An 18,804-nucleotide genomic window follows, 5' to 3' on the forward strand; every position below is an offset into this window, starting at 1 on the left:
GCAGCACGGGCGGGCTTTCGCCCTGGCCACGCGGCTTGCTAGATAGCCGATCCGCCGAGGCCTTTCGCCTGGGCCGCGTTCAGGAACGACATGGACCGCATCGCCATCCAGGGCGGCGCCACGCTTCACGGTGAAATCCCGGTCAGCGGCGCCAAGAACTCCGCCATCAAGCTGATGGCCGCCTCGATCCTGACCAATCAGCCGCTGCGGCTGACCAATATGCCGCGCCTGGCCGACACCCGCTTTCTGGGCCAGTTGCTGCGCCAGTTCGGCATCGAAGTGACCGAGACCGACGGTCCCGACGGGCAGGAGACCCTGTTCGACGGGCGCGACATCCGCTCGACCTTCGCGCCGTATGAACTGGTCCGGCAGATGCGGGCCTCATTCAATGTGCTGGGGCCGCTGCTTGGCCGTACGGGCCATGCCAAGGTCTCCCTGCCGGGCGGCTGCACCATCGGCGCGCGGCCGGTCGACCTGCATCTGATGGCCCTGTCGGCCATGGGCGCCTCCATTGAACTGGAGGAAGGCTACGTCTCGGCCCACGCGCCCAAGGGACTGCGCGGCGCGGAGATCGAGTTTCCGTTCGTGTCGGTGGGCGCAACCGAGCACGCCCTGCTGGCCGCCGTTCTGGCGCGCGGCACGACGGTGCTGAAGCGCGCGGCGCGCGAGCCCGAGATCGGCGACCTGGCCCGCTGCCTGATCGCCATGGGCGCCAGGATCGAGGGGTTGGACACCGACCAGCTGGTGATCGAGGGCGTGACCTCGCTGAACGGCGCGGACTGGTCGGTGATTCCCGATCGAATCGAGATGGGCAGCTACGCCGTCGCCGCCGCCATGGCGGGCGGCGAAGTGCGCCTGACCAAGGGCCGCGCCGATCTGATCCAGGCCCTGACCGACAAGATGGTCGAGGCCGGCGTGGAGGTGACCCCGACCGACGACGGCGTCATCGTCAAGCGCGATCCCAAACAGCGGCTCAAGGCCGTCGACGTGACGACCGAAATCTATCCCGGCTTCGCCACCGACCTGCAGGCCCAGTTCATGGCCCTGATGACGACCGCCGAGGGCGAGAGCGTCATCAACGAGACCATCTTCGAGAACCGTTTCATGCATGCGCCCGAGCTGGCGCGCCTGGGCGCCGACATCAGCGTCCACGCCGGCGAGGCGCGGGTGCAGGGCGTCGAGACGCTGACCGGGGCCCCGGTGATGGCCACCGATCTGCGCGCCTCGGTCTGTCTGGTGATCGCCGGGCTGGTCGCCGAAGGGCAGACGGTGGTGGACCGCGTCTATCACCTGGACCGCGGCTTCGAGCGTCTGGAAGAGAAGCTCGGCGCCTGCGGGGCGCAGGTCACGCGTCTGAAAGGGGAGGGCGATGAGCACTGATCTGGACGCTGCTCCGGTCGAAGCCCAACCCGACACGACGGCGCAGCCGCTGGAGCGCCTGCGTCTGCTTGCTGAGGACGCCGCCGACCTTCAGATCATCTCGGCGGCGCTTCAGGACGCCATCCTGCGGCCGGTGGACATCAAGTGGGAGCGGTCAGCCCGCACCCTGACCCTGGCCCTGTCGCGCTTCTGCTGGGAATGCGGCGGGACGCGGGTCATGGCGGCCATGCAGTTCGGCGACGTTCAGGGCGTGCAGAGCCGCCGCCTGCCGCGTCAGCCCGACACGGCGCTGGAGCTGCTGGCCATCGATTTCGAGCCCGGCGAGGCGCCGGGCGGGCGCGTCCTGCTGATGTTCGCGGGCGGTGGCGACCTGAAGATCGACGTGGAGTGCCTGGACGCGGTCCTTGCCGACCTGTCTGACCCCTGGCCGGCCAAGGTCGAGCCCGCGCACGACGACGAGGCGGTCACGCCATGAGCGATCATCGCCTGACCGCCGTCGAGCTGGACGCCCAGTCCCTGCCGGCCGCCAACGCCGAGATCGAGCATGAGCGGCGTGTCGCCATCTTCGACCTGGTCGAGAAGAACAGCTTCCACCCCGCCGGCGCCGAGCGGGGGCCATATCGGCTTAAGCTGTCGTCGCAGGAGAATCGGCTGGCCTTCGACATCGAGGGACCGGACTTCGCGCGGACCTATGTGCTGTCGATGTCGCCGCTGAAGGCGGTGATCCGTGACTACCAGCTCATCTGCGACAGCTATTATGAAGCGCTTCGGGGCTCCTCGCCCAGCCAGATCGAGTCAGTCGACATGGGCCGGCGCGGCCTGCACAACGAGGGTGCCGAGGCGTTGACCGCGCGCCTGGACGGCAAGGTCGCCATCGATCATGAGACCGCGCGCCGGCTCTTCACCCTGGTCAGCGCCCTGCATCGGCGCGGCTGATCTCGACTAGCGACGTATTTTCGGGCATTAGGCGCCCTCCTGAAGGCCCCGCCCACGCCCGGCGCGGGCCTGAATCCGTTTCAACTGGGCGTGAGAGGCCGCATGGCTAAGGAAGAACTTCTAGAGTTCCCGGGCGTCGTCAGCGAACTGCTGCCGAACGCCACGTTCCGCGTGACGCTGGAAAACGACCACGAGATCATCGCTCACACCGCCGGCAAGATGCGCAAGAACCGCATCCGCGTGCTGGCCGGCGACAAGGTCCTGGTTGAGATGACGCCCTACGACCTGACCAAGGGCCGCATCACCTACCGCTTCAAGTAAGGACGGGCTCGCCGTGAGCCGTCCTGAACTGGTGCTGGCCTCGGCCAGCCCGCGCCGCATCGAATTGCTGGCGCAACTGGGCGTGACGCCCGACCGCATCGACCCTGCCGACATCGACGAGACGCCGCTGAAGGGCGAGACGCCGCCCCGTCTGGCCGAACGCCTGGCGCGCTCCAAGGCCGAGGTGGTGGCCGCGAGGGCGCCTGAAGCCCTCGTGCTGGCGGCGGACACCGTGGTGGCCGTCGGCCGTCGCTTCCTGGAAAAAGCCGCCGACGAAGCGGAGGCCGCGCGCTTCCTGCGCCTTCTGTCGGGCCGCAATCACCGCGTCTTCACCGGCGTCGCGCTGGCGCGGAGCGAGACGGTCACGACCCGGGTGGTCGAGACGCGGGTGTCCTTCAAGACGTTGTCCGAAGCCGAAATCGCCGCCTATGTCGCCACCGGCGACTGGCGCGGAAAGGCGGGGGCCTATGGCATCCAGGGGCCGGCGGGCGCCTTCGTGCGCCGCATCGTCGGCAGCCACCCCGCAGTGATGGGCCTGCCGTTGTACGAGACCGCCAATCTTCTGACCGGGGCCGGCTGGCGCGCGTCGTGAGCGGGCTCGAGGTCTTCCTGGACGGTTCGCCGGGAGAGACGCGCGGCGTCGTGATGCGCGACGGCTTGGCGCACCACCTCATTATTCATAGAGATGACGACGAGCCCCGGCATCGCCTGGGCGCCCGAGTGGTCGGCCGCGTCGCGCGCGTGGAGGCGGCCTTCGGCGCCGCCTTCATTGATATGGGCTGCGGCGAGCCGTTCGGTTTTCTGTCGCTGTCCGGCGGCGCGCCCGTCCGCGAGGGCGATCGGCTGCGGGTCGAGGTCACGGCCGAGCCTCGCGACGGCAAGGGCCCGGCTCTGCGCCGCCTGGGCGCGGGCGACGGCGAGCCCCGCCTGATCTCGGAAGGGCCCGCGGTGGTCGAGATCCTGGCCGAACTGGCACTGGGCGTCGCGCCGATCGAGGGCGCGCCGGCAATCGAGGCCATCTGGGCGGCTGAGGAAGAAGCGCTAGAAGTCCGGCACCTATTCAATAACGTGGGCGTCGATCTAGCGCTTCAGCGCACCCGCGCCCTGGTGGCGGTCGACATCGATCACGCCGGCCAGGCGGGGAGAGACCCGAAACAGGCCCGCGCGCGCGCCAATCGCGAAGGTCTTCGCCAGGCGGCGCGGCTGGTTTGTTTGAAGAGCTGGGGCGGTCTGGTGGCGATCGATCTGGTGGGAACACGCTTCAATCCCGAGCAGGCGTTGGCTGATATCCGCGGCGCTTTCGACCAGCCGCATGCGGCCTATGGTCCCGTCAGCCGCTTCGGCCTGGCTCAATTGAGCCTGCCCTGGCGGCGCCAGCCTATCGAAGCGCGGCTGCGGGGAGGGGAGGCGATCGCCGTCGCGCGGGCGTTGCGTCACGCCCTGCTGACCCAAACCCAGGCGCCGCGCCTGGTCGCGCGCTGCGCGCCGGACCTGGCGGCCGCTGTCGCTCCATTGGCCGCGCGGCTCGGCCCGCGCGCAGGCGTTGCCGTCGAGCCGACCTTCGCGGCCGGCCGCTTTGAGATCCAGGAGGCCTGATCATGGTCCAGTCGACGGGCCGTTGCCCGATCTGCCGCAAGAACCCGACGGCCGAAGCCTACAAGCCCTTCTGCTCGAAACGCTGCGCTGACCTGGATCTCCAGCGCTGGCTGACCGGCGGATACGTCCTGCCGGGCGGCGCCGACGACGTGCCGCCAGACAATGATGAAGAAGGCTGATCGAGGCGCTGGACAGCCCCCGGCGGCTCGCTTATAGACGCCGCTCTCGCGCAGCAGCGCCGGGCCTGAGTAGCTCAGTTGGTAGAGCAGCGGATTGAAAATCCGCGTGTCGGTGGTTCGAATCCGCCCTCAGGCACCACCTCTTTTCCCTACAGAATGAAAATCGTCGCGGCCCTGGCGGCTCGCCGGGTGCTCGTGCACGGGCGATCATGAAATTGTCTTGTTCTCTGGTCATTTGTTGCGCGTGACGCGACGGTAATCCTTGGGGCGAAAAGCGGCCTTGCGCTCTTGACGCTCTGGTAAGGGTTCGCCAAAGGAGCTTGACCGCTTTCCTCAACAGGGAGGTCGCATGTCCTCGACGGTCTTTCGAGACCGCCACGGGCGTCCGGAGCGACGGACTTCTTATTGAAGGACGTTGTGAAGGGGAGTGTCGGACGCGCAGGCCAATCTGGCCGAGGCGGCGGCGAAATTTCATTGAGAGGCGGCCGAACATCGGTCCGCTTCTTGGGTTTCATGAGTCAGACCAAAAAGCAGGAACTGGCGAGCAATGCTGATTAGCAAGAAGACGAACATCCTCCTGGCCATGGCCGGCGCCGCCGTGCTGATGGCTGGCGCGCCAGCCCTGGCCCAGGACGCCGCGGCTCCGGCCACCGCTCCGGCCGCCACGGCCACGGCTCCGGCCGCGACCACCCCGGCTCCGGCCGTGGACGCCGCCGCCCCCGTTGAAGATCCCGCTTCGCTGACCGAGTCGGTCGGCGGCGGTCACGGCAACCTCACCCCCATCACCATGTTCATGATCGCCCACCCGGTCGTGAAGGTGGTCATGATCGGCCTGGTCCTGGCCTCGGTCTTTTCGTGGACCATCCTGCTGATCAAGCTGCTCGAGTTCGGCGCCCTCAACAAGAAGACTGACCGCTTCCTGGAAGCCTTCCGCGGCGCTCGCACCGTGGCCGACATGCGCCGCGTGGCCACGTCGGAAGAGTTTGACGGCAATCCGCTGGCCGACATGGCCGCTGCGGCGACCGAAGAAATCGAACTGTCGCGTCAAGCCGGCCTGTCCATCACGGGCGACCACCGCGACACCGCCCTGCTGCGCACCCAGACCGCCGTCTCGGCCGTGCAGTCGTCGGTCGCCAGCCGCCTCTCGGGCGGTCAGCAGTTCCTGGCTTCGGTCGGTTCGGGCGCGCCGTTCATCGGTCTGTTCGGCACCGTCTACGGCATCATGAACTCCTTCATCGGCATCGCCGAATCGAACACGACCAACCTGGCCGTCGTCGCTCCCGGCATCGCCGAGGCTCTGCTGGCCACCGGCATCGGTCTGTTCGCGGCCATTCCGGCGGTTATGTTCTACAACTACTTCAACACCCGGATCGCGGCTTACGGTGTGCGTGCGGACGGCTTCGGCGCCGAACTGATCAACGGCATCTCGCGTCAACTCGACAAGGGAGCGTAAGCTAGATGGGCGCCAAACTCTCCGGTTCGGGGGGTGGCAAGTACGCCATCGAGCAGAACAGCGAGATCAACGTCACGCCGTTCGTGGACGTGATGCTCGTCCTGCTCATCATCTTCATGGTGGCGGCTCCGCTCGCCACCGTGTCGGTGCCCATCGAACTCCCGCGTGCAGTCGCACCGCCGGCGCAGAATCCGCCCACGCCGGTCTTCATCTCGATCCAGAACGACGGCGACGTATATGTCGGCGACTTCCGGAGCAGTGTGGGGACCCTGGGGCAGGACCTGACCGACCAGATCGGTCGGCGCAATCCGGCGGACGAACGCATCTTCATCCGCGCTGACCGCACGACGCGTTACGGTGACTTCATGCAGGTCATGAACGCGTTGCAGGACAACGGTTTCTATTCCGTCGCCCTGGTCGGCGAAGACCAGTCTTCGTAAGGGGCAAAGGCATAAAGCATGACAGCTGAAACCCACGCCCACCGCGATCCGATTCTGGATCCGCCCAAGAAGAAGAAAAAGCTTTCTACGGGCGCCATTGTCGGCATCGCTGTCTCGGCGGCGGTTCACATCGCGGCCGGGGTCTGGCTCTACAAGTCCAAGTTCGAGTTGCAGCCGTTCGAGTATACGGATGAAGCGGTCGACGTGGAGTTGATCGAGCCGGTTCCCCCGCCTCCGCCTCCGCCTCCGCCTCCGCCGCCGCCAACGGATCAACCGCCGCCGCCGAAGCTTCAGGTGCGTCAGCCGGTTGTCCAGACGACGGCTCCGCCGCCGCCGGTGACTTTGCCGATCGAGCCGACGAAGAAGGAAGACCGCGTCGAATATTCGGGTCCGCCCGTCATCGTCCCCGGTCCGCCGCCTCCGCCGGCCCCTCCGGCTCCTCCGCGTCCGTCGGTGATCACGAACGTTCAGTGGTCGCGGGCTCCGCGTCCGACCGAACGGGACTTCCCGACCCGCGCCCTCGAAAGAGGGGTCAGCGGTGCGGCCACCGTGGAATGCACCGCGCGTTCCAACGGCGCTCCGGCCAACTGCCGCGTGGTCTCGGAAGAGCCCTCCGGCCAAGGTTTCGGCGCGGCGGCTGTTCGGGTCGTGTCGCGTGGGCAGCTTTCGCCGCGCACCGTCGACGGCGCCGCGCAGGACGCGACCTTCCGGGTTCGGGTGCCGTTCAACCTCGGCGACTGATCCGGTCGAAACACACAATACTGGGCGCCCCGGGCTTCGGCTCGGGGCGTTTTTTCTTTGTCCTCGGCCGTGGAGCCTTGGCGGTTCGCATGCGTTCTGGCGGACGCATTTCGTGGAGGAACCGCTCATGTCTCTCGTCGCCCGATCCCGCCTTGTCGCCGTCGCCGCCGTGGCGGGCGCGCTCGGCCTCAGCGCCTGCGCCTACAACGAGACCCTGGGACGCAGTCAGTTTCTGCTGGCCGACGAGTCCAGCCTGTCGGCCCAAGCGGACGCCGCCTGGCAAGAGGCGCTGAGGACCCAGAACGTCGTCTCCACCCCGGCGCTGAACGAGCGCGTCCGGCGGGTCGGGGGGCGGATCGTCCAGGCGGCGAACCTGGGCGATCGCTCGTGGGACTACGCCGTGTTCGAGAGCGCCAGCCCCAATGCCTTCGTCCTGCCCAACGCCAAGATCGGCGTGACCACCGGTCTGCTGAACCTAGTGCGCAACGATGACCAACTGGCCGCCGTGCTGGGCCATGAGGTCGGCCATGTCGTCGCGCGTCATGCCGTCGAACGCTATTCGAGCACGGCGCTGGCCAGCGTCGGCCTGCAAGCCGCCCAGGGTGTCGCCGGAAACCGTGCGGAGGCGGTGGGGGCGCTCGGCAGCCTGGGCGCCCAGTACGGCGTGCTGCTGCCCTTCTCGCGGCGCGATGAACTTGAGGCCGACCGGCTTGGCGTCGATTATATGGCGGCGGCAGGCTTCCGCCCGTCCGAAGCCGTGGCCCTGTGGCGGATCATGTCGGAACAGCGTCAAGGTGCGACGCCGCAGTTCGCCTCGACCCACCCTTCGGATCAGACCCGCATCGCGGCGCTGGAGCAGTACATCGCCAGCCGCGGCTGGAGCTGAGGAAATCTTAGCCTCCGCCGTCACGCCCGCTTGATCGCGGCGGTGGGGAAAGCTAGAGAAGCCGCCTCGCGCGGGTTCGTCCGCCTGTGCCGCCTTAGCTCAGTTGGTTAGAGCGCCGGTTTGTGGAACCGGAGGTCCTCAGTTCAAGCCTGAGAGGCGGTACCATTTTCCCTTGAGAGGACGGCATGACCGATCCGCGCTGGGACCCTCTTCAATACAGGCGCTTCGAAGCCGAGCGCGATCGCGCGGCCCTCGATCTAATGCTGCGCCTGCCGCCCGATCTCTTACCGCGCGAGATATGGGACTTGGGATGCGGGACGGGCCAGCATGCTTCCGTCCTGCGTCGCCGCCACCCGCAGGCGCAGGTCCACGGACTGGACGCCAGCGGCGAAATGCTGGCCCAAGCGCGCGCCGCCGATCCGCAGGTGGACTGGCGCCAAGGCGATATCAGCGCCTGGTCGCCCGAAACCTCGCCGGATCTGATCCTGGCCAATGCCTCGCTGCAGTGGTTGCCCGATCACCAAACCCTGCTGCCGCGTCTGGCGGGTTCGCTGGCTCCCGGCGGTGTGCTGGCCGTGCAGATGCCGATGGCCTTCGAGACACGACATCATTCCGTTCTTCGCGCCGTCGCGGCCGAACAACCCTGGGCGTCGGTGACGCAGGCCGTGCGGCCGATCCAGCCCCTTTTGTCGATGGAGCGGATCTGCGACCTTCTAACGCCCGCGTGCGACGAGATCGATCTGTGGAGCACCACCTATCTGCATGTCCTGTCGGGTGACGACGCCGTCCTGGAATGGATGAAGGGCACGGCGCTGCGGCCCTATCTCACTGCCCTGGAGGCGACAGCCTGGGCCGAGCCTTTCCTCGCGGCGCTTTCCGAGCGGCTTTCCGAGGCGTTTGCTCAGCGGCCGACCGGGACGACCCTGCTGCCGTTTCCGCGGCTGTTCCTGATCGCGCGGCGTCGTCTGTCGTGAGGGTGTCGGCCGGTCGGCGCAGCTGCTCGATCGGACGATCCAGCTGCTCCAATGCCTGGCGCATGGCGGCGTACCCGGCCGCTACGGGGATGTCGTAGGCCTTCCAGTCGCGGATATCCATGCCCTCGGGCGTAGGCAGCACCAGCAGGTCCGCGTTCTCCCGTGAGCTCTCCAGGTCGGCGTCCGTCGTGATGGTGGCCGCCCGCATCAGAATCGACACGATCGGCGGACCGCGCTTCCAGGCGCCCGAGGCGATCCAGCGCCACCAGGATGGCGGGTTCTCCAGCGTATGGGCGTCGACGCCGCGCGCCTGGCTCATGTCCACGCCGACAATGGGGCCGGCGTTCAGCTGGCGCATGACGTCCGTGGGGAAGTTCTTCAGCACCGCCCCATCGACCAGGACCTGCCCGTCACGCACCACCGGGGGCATGACGCCCGGAATGGCGATGGAGGCGCGCATGGCTTTGCGCAGAAGGCCCCTGCGATGCACCTCGATCCGCCCCGTGGTCAGGTTCGACGAGACGGCGAAGAAGGGCAGGGGCATATCGGCGATGTCGATGTCGCCATAGGCCTCGCGCAGCAGCCGCGCGACCTTGCCCGCGCGCGTCATGGCGATCATCGGGAAGGCCAGATCGGATAGCGGGTCCGATTTGACGAAGGCGGCCTTGATGCGCGCGTCCAGCTCGGCGTCAGACCAGCGAAGGGCCGGGCCGGCGGCGACAACCGCGCCCATGGAGGATCCGCCCAGGAAGTCGAGCGGCGTTCCCGCTTCCCGCAGCGCCCGGATCGCGCCGATGTGGGCATAGGCTCGCGCCCCGCCGCCCGACAGCACCAGCCCGACCGCCGAGCCGGTGATGACCCGCGCCATGCGTTCGGCGTCAGCGGCCGCGCCTTCGGTGGCGTGGAACCAGCGGCTGGGGTTGAGGGCGTCGATCCAAATGCGGGTATTGGCCGGCCGGGTCATGCGCGGATCACGCAGCAGAATCAGGTCCGTCCTTTGACTGGAGAGGGCCTGAGTGGGGCCATGAGGCAGGACGGCGGGCGGCGCCAGGAGGGCGTTGCCGACCACGAACAGCCGATCCACCTGGCGCGCGCACAGCGCCGCCCAGGCGGGCTCGTCAGCCTCGGCGACATAGAGGACGTAGTCGTGGGCGTCCTCGACGCGCGAGAACCAGTCCGAGGCGGACGACAGGGCCGAATGGTCGATCACTTGGCAGCTGTGGCCCTGAGCCTTGATGGCGGCGGCGATGCGCTCAACGAAGGCCCGGATCGGACGAGGGCGCGCCGAGATGAAGCCGAAGACGCTGGGCTCGCCGCCTGCGCTTGACCGGTCTCTCGCACGGCGGATCATCAGACGCGCCAGTTCGACCATGACTTCGGGGGCGGCGCGGGCAGCCTCGAAGAAGGCTTCGCGCGGCAGGGCGACGATCTCGCTGTCCCGCAGCGCGGCGACAGTGGCCGTGTGCGGAGTCCCGGCCAACAGCGCCATCTCGCCGGTCGGTTCGCCCGGCCGGATGACCCCGATGAGGCGCAGGCCGATCTCGCCCTCCGGCTGGAACACGCCCAGACGACCCGAACGAAGAATGTACAGGGTGTCGGCCTCGGCTCCGGCCGGAAACAGAACTTCGCCGCCGGTTAGAGCGAACCAGCTGGCGCGATCGGCCAGGGGGCCTTCGAAGAGACGCCCCAGGGCGGCGTCCAGAGTATCGGAGCGTTGGGGCGACATCACCGCCCCATTATCGCCGATTCGCCCCTAGTCGGGACGACGCTGGCCCGGCACGTCCTCGTCGGTTCGCGGCAGCTGGCCGCGGCCGACGTTGCCCAGAAGCTGTTCGAGGATGGTCAGCTGGCGACCGCGCGTCGGCGTCTCGCGACCGTTCATGGCGATCTGGCGTCCATCCTCCAGACCGAGAGTGCGAACCGTCGCGACCTGGCCCGAGGTCTTGTCGAAGGTGATCTCCGTCACGCTGCGCTGGGTCACCTGGGGCCGGTTGTAGGTGTATTTCTCGGTCACCTGGCCGATGTAGTACCAGACGCTGTCCGGCTCGAATGTCGATGTCGTCGAGGGCGAACCCAGCTTGGCCAGGACGGTTTCCTTGGTGTCGGTCCCAACCGCCACGTCTTCCGGCTTGGCGTCGATGGCCTGGAAGCCGTTGACCCCGATTGTAGGAGCGCAGGCCGACAGGGCGGCGGCGGCCGAAACGGCGGCGACGAAAGGAAGGAAACGAGCCATTGGCGAGCGCCTGCGCTGGAACAAGGTCTTTGACCTAACCGGACGAGCGTCCTAGTTCAACGGCGCGGCGGAAAAGGGGCCGCTTATGATGCTCAAAAGACTGTTCCGCTCGCGTGATCGCACTCGGCCCGACGCACTGTACGCCGCGGCGGCGGCCCAGGCGCGCACGCCGACCTTCTATACTGACCTGGGCGTCGAGGATCGAATCGATGCGCGGTTCGAGCTCTACACCCTGCATGTGCTGCTTCTGATCCTCCGTCTCCGGGACGAAGAGGGCGCGCGAGCCACCGAAGGGGCGGAGACGGCGCAGGACCTGTTTGACGTCTATGTCTCGGCGCTGGACCACACCCTGCGCGAACTGGGCGTCGGCGACGTCGTCGTCGGCAAGAAGATGCGCAAGCTGGGCGAGTCGCTTTACGGCCGCATGACTGCTTACGAGACCCCGCTGCGCGCCGGCGACGCGGCCGGCCTGGAGCAGGCGATCGCGCGCAACGTCTATGAGGCCGAGATGGCGCCCGGCGCCGCGGCTCTGGCGCGCTACACCCTCGCCAGTCGTGGCGCTCTCGGGGGCCAGACCCTGCCGGAAGTCTTCAAGGCGCCCGCCTGGGCGACGGTGGTCCAATGACCGCGCCCCTGGCCTATAGCGAACCGGTGCGGATGAATCAGGTCGGCACGGGCCTGGCCCGCCGGCTGGAGCCCGACGCCGCGACGCGTCAGCGGATCGCCCGCGCGCTGGACATGGCGGCGCTGGACGCCTTCGCCGTCGATCTGGAGCTGAAGCCGGTCGGTCAAGGGTGGCGGTTGAAAGGTCATATCGAGGCCAGCGGGGCCCAGACCTGCGGCATCACGCTGGAGCCGCTGCCCCTCGCCATCGCCGACGATTTCTCCATCGCCCTGATGGAGGGCGCGCCCGACGAGGACGGCGAGATCGACGTCGATCTGGACGATGATTCGCCTGACCTGATCGAGGACGGCCGCATCGACCTGGGTCAGTATGCGGTCGAGCAGCTGGCGCTGCGGCTGGACCCGTTCCCGCGCAAGCCGGGGGCGGAGTTCGTCCAGCCCCCCGAACCGGTCGAAATTTCGCCTTTCGCGGCCCTCAAGGCGTTGAAGCCGCGCGGAGACGCCGGCGAAGGTTGACCTTGCGTCGGCCCGGTTGCATCCCCACCCTGCGGCGTTATCGTCGCACCCTGACTGTAAGCGCTGCTGCAGACGGCGCGCTGGAGCCCTTTTGGCCTTGCCATCCGACACCGTAATCTCGCTCGACGCCATGGGCGGCGACCACGGCCCGCCTGTCGTCCTGGGCGGCGTGCGCGACTATCTGCGCCAGAACGACTGCACAGGCCTGGCCTTTCTCGTGCACGGCGACGAGGTCGCCATCCGTGCCGAAATCGTGCGGCTGCGTCTCGACGATGCGCCGATCCGGATCAGGCACGCGGAGAAAGTGATCGCCAGCGATGAAAAGCCGGCCCAGGCCATGCGGCGCGGCAAGGGCTCCAGCCTGTGGAACGCCATCGAGGCGGTGAAGACCGGCGAGGCTTCGGCCGCCGTCTCGGCCGGCAACACCGGCGCGCTGATGGCCATCTCCAAGCTGATTCTGCGGATGTCCGCGCCGGGCCTGGAGCGACCCGCCATCGTGGCGTCCTGGCCCACTCTGAAAGGCCATACGGCCGTGCTGGATGTCGGCGCCAATGTCGGCAGCGACGCCGAGCAGCTGATCGAGTTCGCCATCATGGGCGAGGCGTTCCAGTCCGCCGTGCACGGCGTGGCGCGCCCGACCGTCGGCTTGCTGAACATCGGCTCAGAAGACATCAAGGGCCATGACGAAGTGCGCGAGGCCCACGGCATCCTGCGGAGCGGCGCGGTCGATCTGGAGTATCACGGATTCGTCGAGGGCGACGACATCGCCAAGGGCACGGTGGACGTGGTCGTCACCGACGGTTTCACCGGCAACGTCGCGCTCAAGACCGCCGAAGGCACCGCCCGCTTCATCTCGACCCTGCTGAAGGAAGCGCTGGGCTCGGGCCTGCAGTCCAAGGTGGGCGCCCTGATCGCCCTGCCGGCGCTCAAGAAGATGAGCCGCCGCATCGATCCCAACGCCATCAACGGCGGGCCCCTGCTGGGTCTGAACGGCATTGTGGTGAAAAGCCATGGCGGCGCCACGCCCCAGGGTTTCGCCTCGGCCATCCGCGTGGCCGTCAATCTGGCGCGCAGCGATTACACCGCCAAGGTGGCGGCCAATCTGAAGCGGCTCGACGCCGTCTTCGACCATTCCGAGGGCGACAAGCCCGCCGGGGAGACTGTTCAGTGAGCGTCATCCGCAGCGCCGTCACCGGCGTCGGTTCCTATCTGCCCGAACAGGTCGTGACCAACGCCGACCTAGCTAAGATCGTCGACACCACCGACGAATGGATCGTCGAACGCACCGGCATCCGTCAGCGCCATAAGGCCCGCGACGACGAGCCGACCAGCGACCTAGCCGTCGAGGCTGCCCGCCGCGCCCTGCTGCAGGCCGGGCGCGAGGCGTCCGAGGTCGACCTGATCGTGGTCGCCACGACCACGCCAGACATGACCTTTCCCGCCACCGCCTCGATCGTGCAGCGCAAGCTGGGTTGCGGCGTCGGCATCGCCTTCGATGTCCAGGCGGTCTGCTCGGGCTTCGTCTATGCGCTGAGCGTCGCCGACGGATTCGTGGCGCGCGGGCTCGCGAAATGCGCCCTGGTCATCGGCGCCGAGGAGATGACCCGGCTGATGGACTGGACCGACCGCACCACCTGCGTCCTGTTCGGCGACGGCGCCGGCGCCTTTGTGGTCGAGCCGCGCGAAGGGCAGGGCGCCAAGACGGACCAGGGGCTGCTGGGCTTCGCCCTGCGCTGCGACGGGGCCAAGACCGATCTGCTGTACGTCGACGGCGGTCCTGCCACGACCGGCACGGTTGGCCACCTGCGCATGGCCGGCAATCAGGTGTTCCGCCACGCCGTGGTCAACATCGCCGAAGCCATCACCGCCGCGGCGCAGGCTTCGGGCATCGAGATCGCCGACGTCGATTGGTTCGTGCCTCACCAGGCCAACCAACGCATCATCAAGGGCGTGGGCGACCGACTGGGCCTGGACGAGAACAAGGTGATCTCGACCGTCGCCACCCACGCCAACACCTCCGCCGCCTCGATTCCGCTGGCGATGGACGCCGCCATGCAGGATGGCCGCATCAAGACGGGGGATCTGGTGTTGCTCGAGGCGATGGGCGGTGGGCTTACTTGGGGCGCCTGCGCTCTGCGACTTTAGGGGCGGTTTCGGGCCCAAAAGCATTTCACCCCTTTGATTCCCGCAGACTTTGCGTCTTTATGGGCACCCGACAGGGATAGGGGGCGACGCCATGGCCGGACAGCAGACCGTGACACGGGCCGATCTGTGCGAGGCGGTTCACGAGGACGTGGGCCTTTCACGGCAGGAATGCTCTTCGATGGTCGAGCGCACGCTCGAACTGATCGTGGAGTCGCTTGAGCGCGGCGAGACCGTCAAACTGTCGGGCTTCGGCGTGTTTCAGGTGCGCGACAAGCGCGCCCGCATGGGCCGCAATCCCAAGACCGGCGAGCCCGCCGCCATACATCCGCGCCGGGTAATCAGCTTCCGGGCCTCGCAGATCATGAAGAGCCGGGTGCATGACGCACCGGCCGCCGACTGATCCATGGCCGCCAAGGGCCCCAACGCCTTTCGCACCATTTCAGAAGCCGCCGACCAGGTCGGCGTTCCCCAGCACGTCCTGCGTTTCTGGGAGACCAAGTTCGCCTTTATCGCACCGGTAAAGCGCGCCGGCGGCCGGCGCTTCTATCGACCCCAGGACGTGGAGACGCTCAAGGCCGTCAAAAGGCTGCTGCACGACGAAGGCTTCACCATCAAAGGCGTTCAGAAGCTGCACAAGGACGGCGGCCTGACCCGTCTGTTGGGCGAAATGCCAGCCTCTCCGTCGCCGAATAGAGATTCGTTTGCGGTGGCGGGGCCCGCGCAGGGGCGAGATCTGGCCCGGTTGCGGCGCGTCCTGGCCGAGATCGAGACCGCTCACGCCCGCCTGGAATCGGCCTTGGGTCGATAAGGCGCCGATCCCGCGTTTTTGGGTTTGCGGCGACCGAACGGCCCGGCTATACGACCGCCTCTCGGAGCGTGGCGCAGCCTGGTAGCGCACTTGACTGGGGGTCAAGGGGTCGCAGGTTCGAATCCTGTCGCTCCGACCATTTTCTCTCAAGAAAATGAAGATGTTAGAGGGGCCGCTTTTCAGCGGCCCCTTTCTCATTCCGTGATGGGGTCCATTTGGGGTCCACGGCTCGAATCGCGACGCTGACCGGTCCTCTGATCTGCCAAGGCCTGGTCAGACCGTTTCACGACCGTTCAGTCGATAGACGGGCTGATATCGCAGCGTCGTCCCAGGCGGGGCTTTGGTGCTGAACGTCGCTCTTCATGCGGGTGCGCCAGAAACTCTCCAGGCGGGAGCCTGCGCCTTGCCATCCGGCCCCGTTTAGCTCGCGGCGGGATTCGCTTGAATGACCCAGAGCCGCGACTTTCCGTTGAGACGTTGATCCCCCGACGGGCGATCGGATTTGAGATCGCGCGCATTCATCGCCATCTCGATGGCCGAACGGAAGGATTCGTCCATGGCCAAGACCCCGCGGCTGACCAAGACCGTCTCCGCGCGCAACCTGGAACGCCTTGGCGCCGCCCGGCTGGCGGTGCTGCTGGAGGCCGCGGCCGACGCCCAGCCGGCCTTTCGACGTCGGCTGCGGCTGGAGTTGGCCGCCGAAATCGGTGTTGAAGAGCTTGACCTGGAGCTCGGGCGGCGGCTGACGATCCTGAGTCAGAGCCGCGCGAAGGTATCCTGGCGCAAGCGTCCCGAACTCATCCGCGAGCTCGTCGACCTTCTTCGGCTCATCCTGGAGCGGCTCGCCCCGGAGGCGGCCGCCCAGGGCCTGGCGCGTCTGGCGGACTGGATCGAGTTGAGCTCGAGGCTGGCGGCCCGCGTCAAGGATCCGAAGGGCGAGGTGGCGGCGGTTTTCGTCCAGGCGGCGCCCGCCCTGGTGAAGGCGCTCGACGGCGCCGACGCGCCGGACCTCGTGGCACGGCGGACGCTGGAGCGGCCCGAAGCCTGGGCCGTGGTCCTGGGCCCGGCGATTACGGAGATGAGCCCCGGGGCCGCCGCCGGCCTGCTGCGCCGCCTGGGCGCCAGGCCGGACGGGCGGCTCAACCGCCTGCGTCGGCGGCTGGCCGACCGCGCCGGGGACGTCGACGCCTGGGCCGACACCCTGTCGCCCGCGGAGCGGCGTCAGCCCGAGATCATCGCCGACTTGGCCGGACGCCTGGCGCAGGCCGGCCGCGCCGGGCCGGCCCGGGCGGCCCTGGACGCCGTCGCGCGTCTTCCCGGAGGCGACGCGGCGCGGGTGCGCCAGCTGACCCAGGACGCCACGATCGCCGTGCTCGACGCCGAGGGCCGCGACGCGGACGCGCTGGAGGCGCGCTGGGCGCGGTTCGAGTCCCGGCTGACGGTCGAGGCCCTCAGCTCGATCACCGACCGCCTCGACGATTTCGAAGACGTGGTCGCGGCCGACCGGGCCGTCGCCTACGCCGCCCGGGCCTTCGACCTGATGGCCGGACTCGACTTTCTCATGGCCTGGGGCGCCCCGTCCGAAGCCGCCGACGCCATAGAGGCCCGGACCGACGCGCTCCGGGGCGACCGCGAGGAGATGGCCCTGTGGGCCGCCCGACTCGCCGGCCGGCGTCCGCGCGCAGCGCTCCTGCTGCTCAGGGCGCGGCTGGGTCATCTGATCCGGACGGGCGGAGAGGTCGAGGGCTTGGAGGCCGAGGCGGAGGCCTTATCGCATCAGGTTCCCGATCTGCAGCCGCACGCCGACTTCCTGGCGGGGTTCCGCGCGGGATCGCCGGCGGCGATCGGCCGCCGGCGCTGGCGCTGACCACCAGAGACGGGGCGCGGAGCGTTGATTTGGGGTCCAGCTCCAGGCTGGGAGGAGGGCAACTGTATCCGGCGCCTCTACCCCTCCCGGCCCGCCCATGGAGCGGCTGCGAAGAGTAAGGCGCGAGGACGGCCTGACGGCCGGCCGCCGAAACGCGAAGCCCGTTTGGCCCAGGCGCACGGACTGGTCAGACGGCGACGGACGGGCGATAGGACGACATGACCTCCGCCGTCCTCCTGCGGGCCCTCGGCCGCTCTTCACTCGCCCTCGCGCTGTCGGCCCTGGCCGGGTGCGTCAGTCTCGCACCGGATGAAGGCGCTCCGGCGCCCCTGGTCCTGGCCAGCTTCAACATGGAGCATCTGGCCGTGCGGGACGGAGAGGGATGCAGACCGCGGTCCGAAGCGGACTACGCCGCGCTGCGCGGTTATGTCGATCGGGTCGGGGCGGACGTCTTCGCCCTGCAGGAGGTCGAATCCGCTGAGGCGGCGCGGCGCGTCTTCACCCCGGACGCCTGGGTGGTCGTGGTCGAGACGCGGGCCGGCTCCGGCCGGTCGGCCGAATGCCGCGGACTTGCGGGCCGGACCCTCACCGACCAGAGGACCGGTTTCGCGGTGCGTCGCGGCTTGGACTTCGAGCGGCTGCCCGACGTCACGGCGCTTCAGCTGGGCGACGCCGACCTGCGCTCGGGGGTTGACCTCGTCCTGCGGCCCGCAGGAGGACCGGAACTGCGTCTGCTGTCCGTTCACCTGAAGTCCGGCTGCAGTTCGGGCCAGACACAGCCGGCCTGCCCGGTCTTCTTCGAACAGGCCCCGCAGCTCGAGGCCTGGATCGACGCGCGCGCGCGCGAGACCCGGCCGTTTGTGGTGCTCGGCGACTTCAACCGCCGGCTCGCCCTTGCGGGCGATCCCGTCTGGACGGACTGGGATGACGGCGATCCGGCCGAGGCCGACCTGACCCTGGCCGCCGGCGACCAGAAGGCCCGCTGCAATCCGCGCTATCCGGAATTCATCGACCATATCGTGCTCGACCGGCGGGCCTCGCAGCGCCTGGAGCAGTTCGATGAGACCGTCTTCGAGGGACCGGCGCTGAGCGACCATTGCGCCATCTCCGTCCGGCTGCGGATGGACTGAGGCGCCGGGAGCTTTCATGTCGCGCCGACCGGGCGCGGCTGATCTGAGCCCCGGATCGGCTTTCGGACCTTGAAGGCGCGGGAACGACTTGGCGCGCGACGCGGCTTGAGGCCTAATCCCCGCATGTCACGCACGGTCACGGCCTATGATGTGAAACTCGGACAGGCGGTCCGAACGGCGCGCCAGCAGGCGGGTATGGCGCAGAGCGAACTCGCCCGTCGCATCGGCGTGGCCTTCCAGCAGATCCAGAAATACGAGGCGGCCAAGAACCGCATTGCGGTCAGCACCCTGGTCGACATCGCCGGCGCCCTCGAGGTCTCGCCGTCGTCCCTGTTGGGTCTGGCCGACGCACCCCTGCCGCTGAGCCCGACGGACCTGGAGATGCTGGAGGTATGGCGGCGCCTGGAGCCCGATGATCAGGCCACGGCGCTTAAGCTGTTCGCTTCCCTGGCGCGGCGGGTCGGCCCAGCGGACTGATCGCTGGTCGGATCGCTCCGATAGGCGTTCAATGCGGCGGAACCGCTAAGGGGGCGCGGTCATTCGCTCCTTAGAGAGCGGTAGTGACCGCCGCTTTG

At 68.3% G+C, this 18,804-nt stretch carries 23 protein-coding genes, 3 tRNA genes and 1 pseudogene; 24 read left to right on the forward strand and 3 right to left on the reverse strand.

Going from position 1 to position 18,804, the window contains the following annotated elements; translation table 11 throughout:
* The first annotated feature begins 90 nt into the window (after positions 1 to 90).
* From murA to ACK4I0_RS00650, 14 genes and pseudogenes are all read left to right on the forward strand, one after another.
* Positions 91 to 1,380, forward strand: coding sequence for a UDP-N-acetylglucosamine 1-carboxyvinyltransferase (gene murA, locus ACK4I0_RS00585; protein WP_409606967.1), 1,290 nt, complete (start codon positions 91 to 93; stop codon positions 1,378 to 1,380).
* Positions 1,370 to 1,855: a DUF2948 family protein gene (locus ACK4I0_RS00590; RefSeq protein ID WP_409606968.1), complete on the forward strand. Its 486-nt coding sequence runs from the start codon at positions 1,370 to 1,372 to the stop codon at positions 1,853 to 1,855. The genes murA and ACK4I0_RS00590 overlap by 11 nt, the downstream gene beginning before the upstream one ends.
* Entirely contained in the window at positions 1,852 to 2,316 is a 465-nt protein-coding gene (locus ACK4I0_RS00595; protein ID WP_409606969.1) for a UPF0262 family protein, read from the forward strand. The genes ACK4I0_RS00590 and ACK4I0_RS00595 overlap by 4 nt, the downstream gene beginning before the upstream one ends.
* Positions 2,317 to 2,418: 102 nt before the next feature.
* The gene (gene infA / locus ACK4I0_RS00600) at positions 2,419 to 2,637 is read left to right on the forward strand and encodes a translation initiation factor IF-1 (RefSeq protein WP_003164348.1); all 219 of its coding nucleotides are present in this window, start codon (positions 2,419 to 2,421) and stop codon (positions 2,635 to 2,637) included.
* Between the two features lie 13 nt (positions 2,638 to 2,650).
* On the forward strand, positions 2,651 to 3,229 hold the full coding sequence (locus ACK4I0_RS00605) for a Maf family protein (RefSeq protein ID WP_409606970.1): 579 nt from the start codon (positions 2,651 to 2,653) through the stop codon (positions 3,227 to 3,229).
* Positions 3,226 to 4,233 carry an RNA-binding protein gene (locus ACK4I0_RS00610; protein WP_409606971.1) on the forward strand — a complete coding sequence of 336 codons (1,008 nt, stop codon included), beginning with the start codon at positions 3,226 to 3,228 and terminating at the stop codon, positions 4,231 to 4,233. The genes ACK4I0_RS00605 and ACK4I0_RS00610 overlap by 4 nt, the downstream gene beginning before the upstream one ends.
* A 2-nt stretch (positions 4,234 to 4,235) precedes the next feature.
* Positions 4,236 to 4,412 carry a DNA gyrase inhibitor YacG gene (locus ACK4I0_RS00615; RefSeq protein WP_409606972.1) on the forward strand — a complete coding sequence of 59 codons (177 nt, stop codon included), beginning with the start codon at positions 4,236 to 4,238 and terminating at the stop codon, positions 4,410 to 4,412.
* 63 nt (positions 4,413 to 4,475) lie between these two features.
* Positions 4,476 to 4,551 (forward strand) — tRNA-Phe (locus ACK4I0_RS00620).
* A 408-nt stretch (positions 4,552 to 4,959) separates the two neighbouring features.
* Entirely contained in the window at positions 4,960 to 5,865 is a 906-nt protein-coding gene (locus ACK4I0_RS00625; RefSeq protein ID WP_409606973.1) for a MotA/TolQ/ExbB proton channel family protein, read from the forward strand.
* Between the two features lie 5 nt (positions 5,866 to 5,870).
* Positions 5,871 to 6,305, forward strand: a complete 435-nt coding sequence (locus tag ACK4I0_RS00630; protein WP_135065108.1) for a biopolymer transporter ExbD — start codon at positions 5,871 to 5,873, stop codon at positions 6,303 to 6,305.
* Positions 6,306 to 6,323: 18 nt separating this feature from the next.
* Positions 6,324 to 7,046 carry a TonB family protein gene (locus ACK4I0_RS00635; RefSeq protein WP_409606974.1) on the forward strand — a complete coding sequence of 241 codons (723 nt, stop codon included), beginning with the start codon at positions 6,324 to 6,326 and terminating at the stop codon, positions 7,044 to 7,046.
* Between the two features lie 127 nt (positions 7,047 to 7,173).
* Complete coding sequence (locus ACK4I0_RS00640; protein WP_409606975.1) at positions 7,174 to 7,932, forward strand: M48 family metallopeptidase; 759 nt, start codon at positions 7,174 to 7,176, stop codon at positions 7,930 to 7,932.
* An 88-nt stretch (positions 7,933 to 8,020) separates the two neighbouring features.
* A tRNA-His gene (locus tag ACK4I0_RS00645) sits at positions 8,021 to 8,097 on the forward strand.
* 20 nt (positions 8,098 to 8,117) lie between these two features.
* Positions 8,118 to 8,525, forward strand: a pseudogene (locus tag ACK4I0_RS00650) (methyltransferase domain-containing protein); the annotation flags it as partial.
* A 232-nt stretch (positions 8,526 to 8,757) separates the two neighbouring features.
* On the opposite strand, the gene ACK4I0_RS00655 reads toward ACK4I0_RS00650, so the two are convergent.
* Both ACK4I0_RS00655 and bamE read right to left on the reverse strand, forming a co-directional pair.
* Positions 8,758 to 10,632, reverse strand: coding sequence for a patatin-like phospholipase family protein (locus ACK4I0_RS00655; RefSeq protein WP_409606976.1), 1,875 nt, complete (start codon positions 10,630 to 10,632; stop codon positions 8,758 to 8,760).
* A 27-nt stretch (positions 10,633 to 10,659) separates the two neighbouring features.
* The gene (gene bamE / locus ACK4I0_RS00660) at positions 10,660 to 11,139 is read right to left on the reverse strand and encodes an outer membrane protein assembly factor BamE (RefSeq protein ID WP_409606977.1); all 480 of its coding nucleotides are present in this window, start codon (positions 11,137 to 11,139) and stop codon (positions 10,660 to 10,662) included.
* A gap of 85 nt (positions 11,140 to 11,224) precedes the next feature.
* Between bamE and ACK4I0_RS00665 the strand changes: the two genes are divergently transcribed.
* From ACK4I0_RS00665 to ACK4I0_RS00695, 7 genes are all read left to right on the forward strand, one after another.
* Positions 11,225 to 11,764, forward strand: coding sequence for a ubiquinol-cytochrome C chaperone family protein (locus tag ACK4I0_RS00665; protein WP_409606978.1), 540 nt, complete (start codon positions 11,225 to 11,227; stop codon positions 11,762 to 11,764).
* Positions 11,761 to 12,279 (forward strand): YceD family protein, encoded by a 519-nt coding sequence (locus ACK4I0_RS00670; RefSeq protein WP_409606979.1) that lies wholly within the window; start codon positions 11,761 to 11,763, stop codon positions 12,277 to 12,279. Before ACK4I0_RS00665 ends, ACK4I0_RS00670 begins: the two co-directional genes overlap by 4 nt.
* Before the next feature lie 97 nt (positions 12,280 to 12,376).
* On the forward strand, positions 12,377 to 13,450 hold the full coding sequence (gene plsX / locus ACK4I0_RS00675; protein WP_409607309.1) for a phosphate acyltransferase PlsX: 1,074 nt from the start codon (positions 12,377 to 12,379) through the stop codon (positions 13,448 to 13,450).
* Positions 13,447 to 14,424 carry a beta-ketoacyl-ACP synthase III gene (locus ACK4I0_RS00680; RefSeq protein ID WP_409606980.1) on the forward strand — a complete coding sequence of 326 codons (978 nt, stop codon included), beginning with the start codon at positions 13,447 to 13,449 and terminating at the stop codon, positions 14,422 to 14,424. Before plsX ends, ACK4I0_RS00680 begins: the two co-directional genes overlap by 4 nt.
* 91 nt (positions 14,425 to 14,515) lie before the next feature.
* Entirely contained in the window at positions 14,516 to 14,824 is a 309-nt protein-coding gene (locus tag ACK4I0_RS00685; protein WP_135065129.1) for an integration host factor subunit alpha, read from the forward strand.
* A gap of 3 nt (positions 14,825 to 14,827) precedes the next feature.
* Positions 14,828 to 15,232: a MerR family transcriptional regulator gene (locus ACK4I0_RS00690; RefSeq protein WP_409606981.1), complete on the forward strand. Its 405-nt coding sequence runs from the start codon at positions 14,828 to 14,830 to the stop codon at positions 15,230 to 15,232.
* Positions 15,233 to 15,294: 62 nt separating this feature from the next.
* Positions 15,295 to 15,371: transfer RNA gene (locus ACK4I0_RS00695), tRNA-Pro, on the forward strand.
* Between the two features lie 281 nt (positions 15,372 to 15,652).
* On the opposite strand, the gene ACK4I0_RS00700 is transcribed toward ACK4I0_RS00695, so the two are convergent.
* Positions 15,653 to 15,790 (reverse strand): hypothetical protein, encoded by a 138-nt coding sequence (locus ACK4I0_RS00700; protein WP_409606982.1) that lies wholly within the window; start codon positions 15,788 to 15,790, stop codon positions 15,653 to 15,655.
* On the opposite strand from ACK4I0_RS00700, the gene ACK4I0_RS00705 reads away from it, so the two are divergent.
* The 3 genes from ACK4I0_RS00705 (at position 15,789) to ACK4I0_RS00715 (ending at position 18,706) form a co-directional block, all read left to right on the forward strand.
* Positions 15,789 to 17,099, forward strand: a complete 1,311-nt coding sequence (locus ACK4I0_RS00705) for a DUF6880 family protein (RefSeq protein ID WP_409606983.1) — start codon at positions 15,789 to 15,791, stop codon at positions 17,097 to 17,099. The two genes, ACK4I0_RS00700 and ACK4I0_RS00705, sit on opposite strands and share 2 nt — an antisense overlap.
* A 218-nt stretch (positions 17,100 to 17,317) precedes the next feature.
* Complete coding sequence (locus tag ACK4I0_RS00710; protein WP_409606984.1) at positions 17,318 to 18,229, forward strand: endonuclease/exonuclease/phosphatase family protein; 912 nt, start codon at positions 17,318 to 17,320, stop codon at positions 18,227 to 18,229.
* A 123-nt stretch (positions 18,230 to 18,352) separates the two neighbouring features.
* Entirely contained in the window at positions 18,353 to 18,706 is a 354-nt protein-coding gene (locus ACK4I0_RS00715) for a helix-turn-helix domain-containing protein (protein WP_409606985.1), read from the forward strand.
* Positions 18,707 to 18,804: the final 98 nt, after the last annotated feature.

It is taken from the genome of Brevundimonas sp., assembly GCF_046295775.1.
Lineage (GTDB): Bacteria > Pseudomonadota > Alphaproteobacteria > Caulobacterales > Caulobacteraceae > Brevundimonas.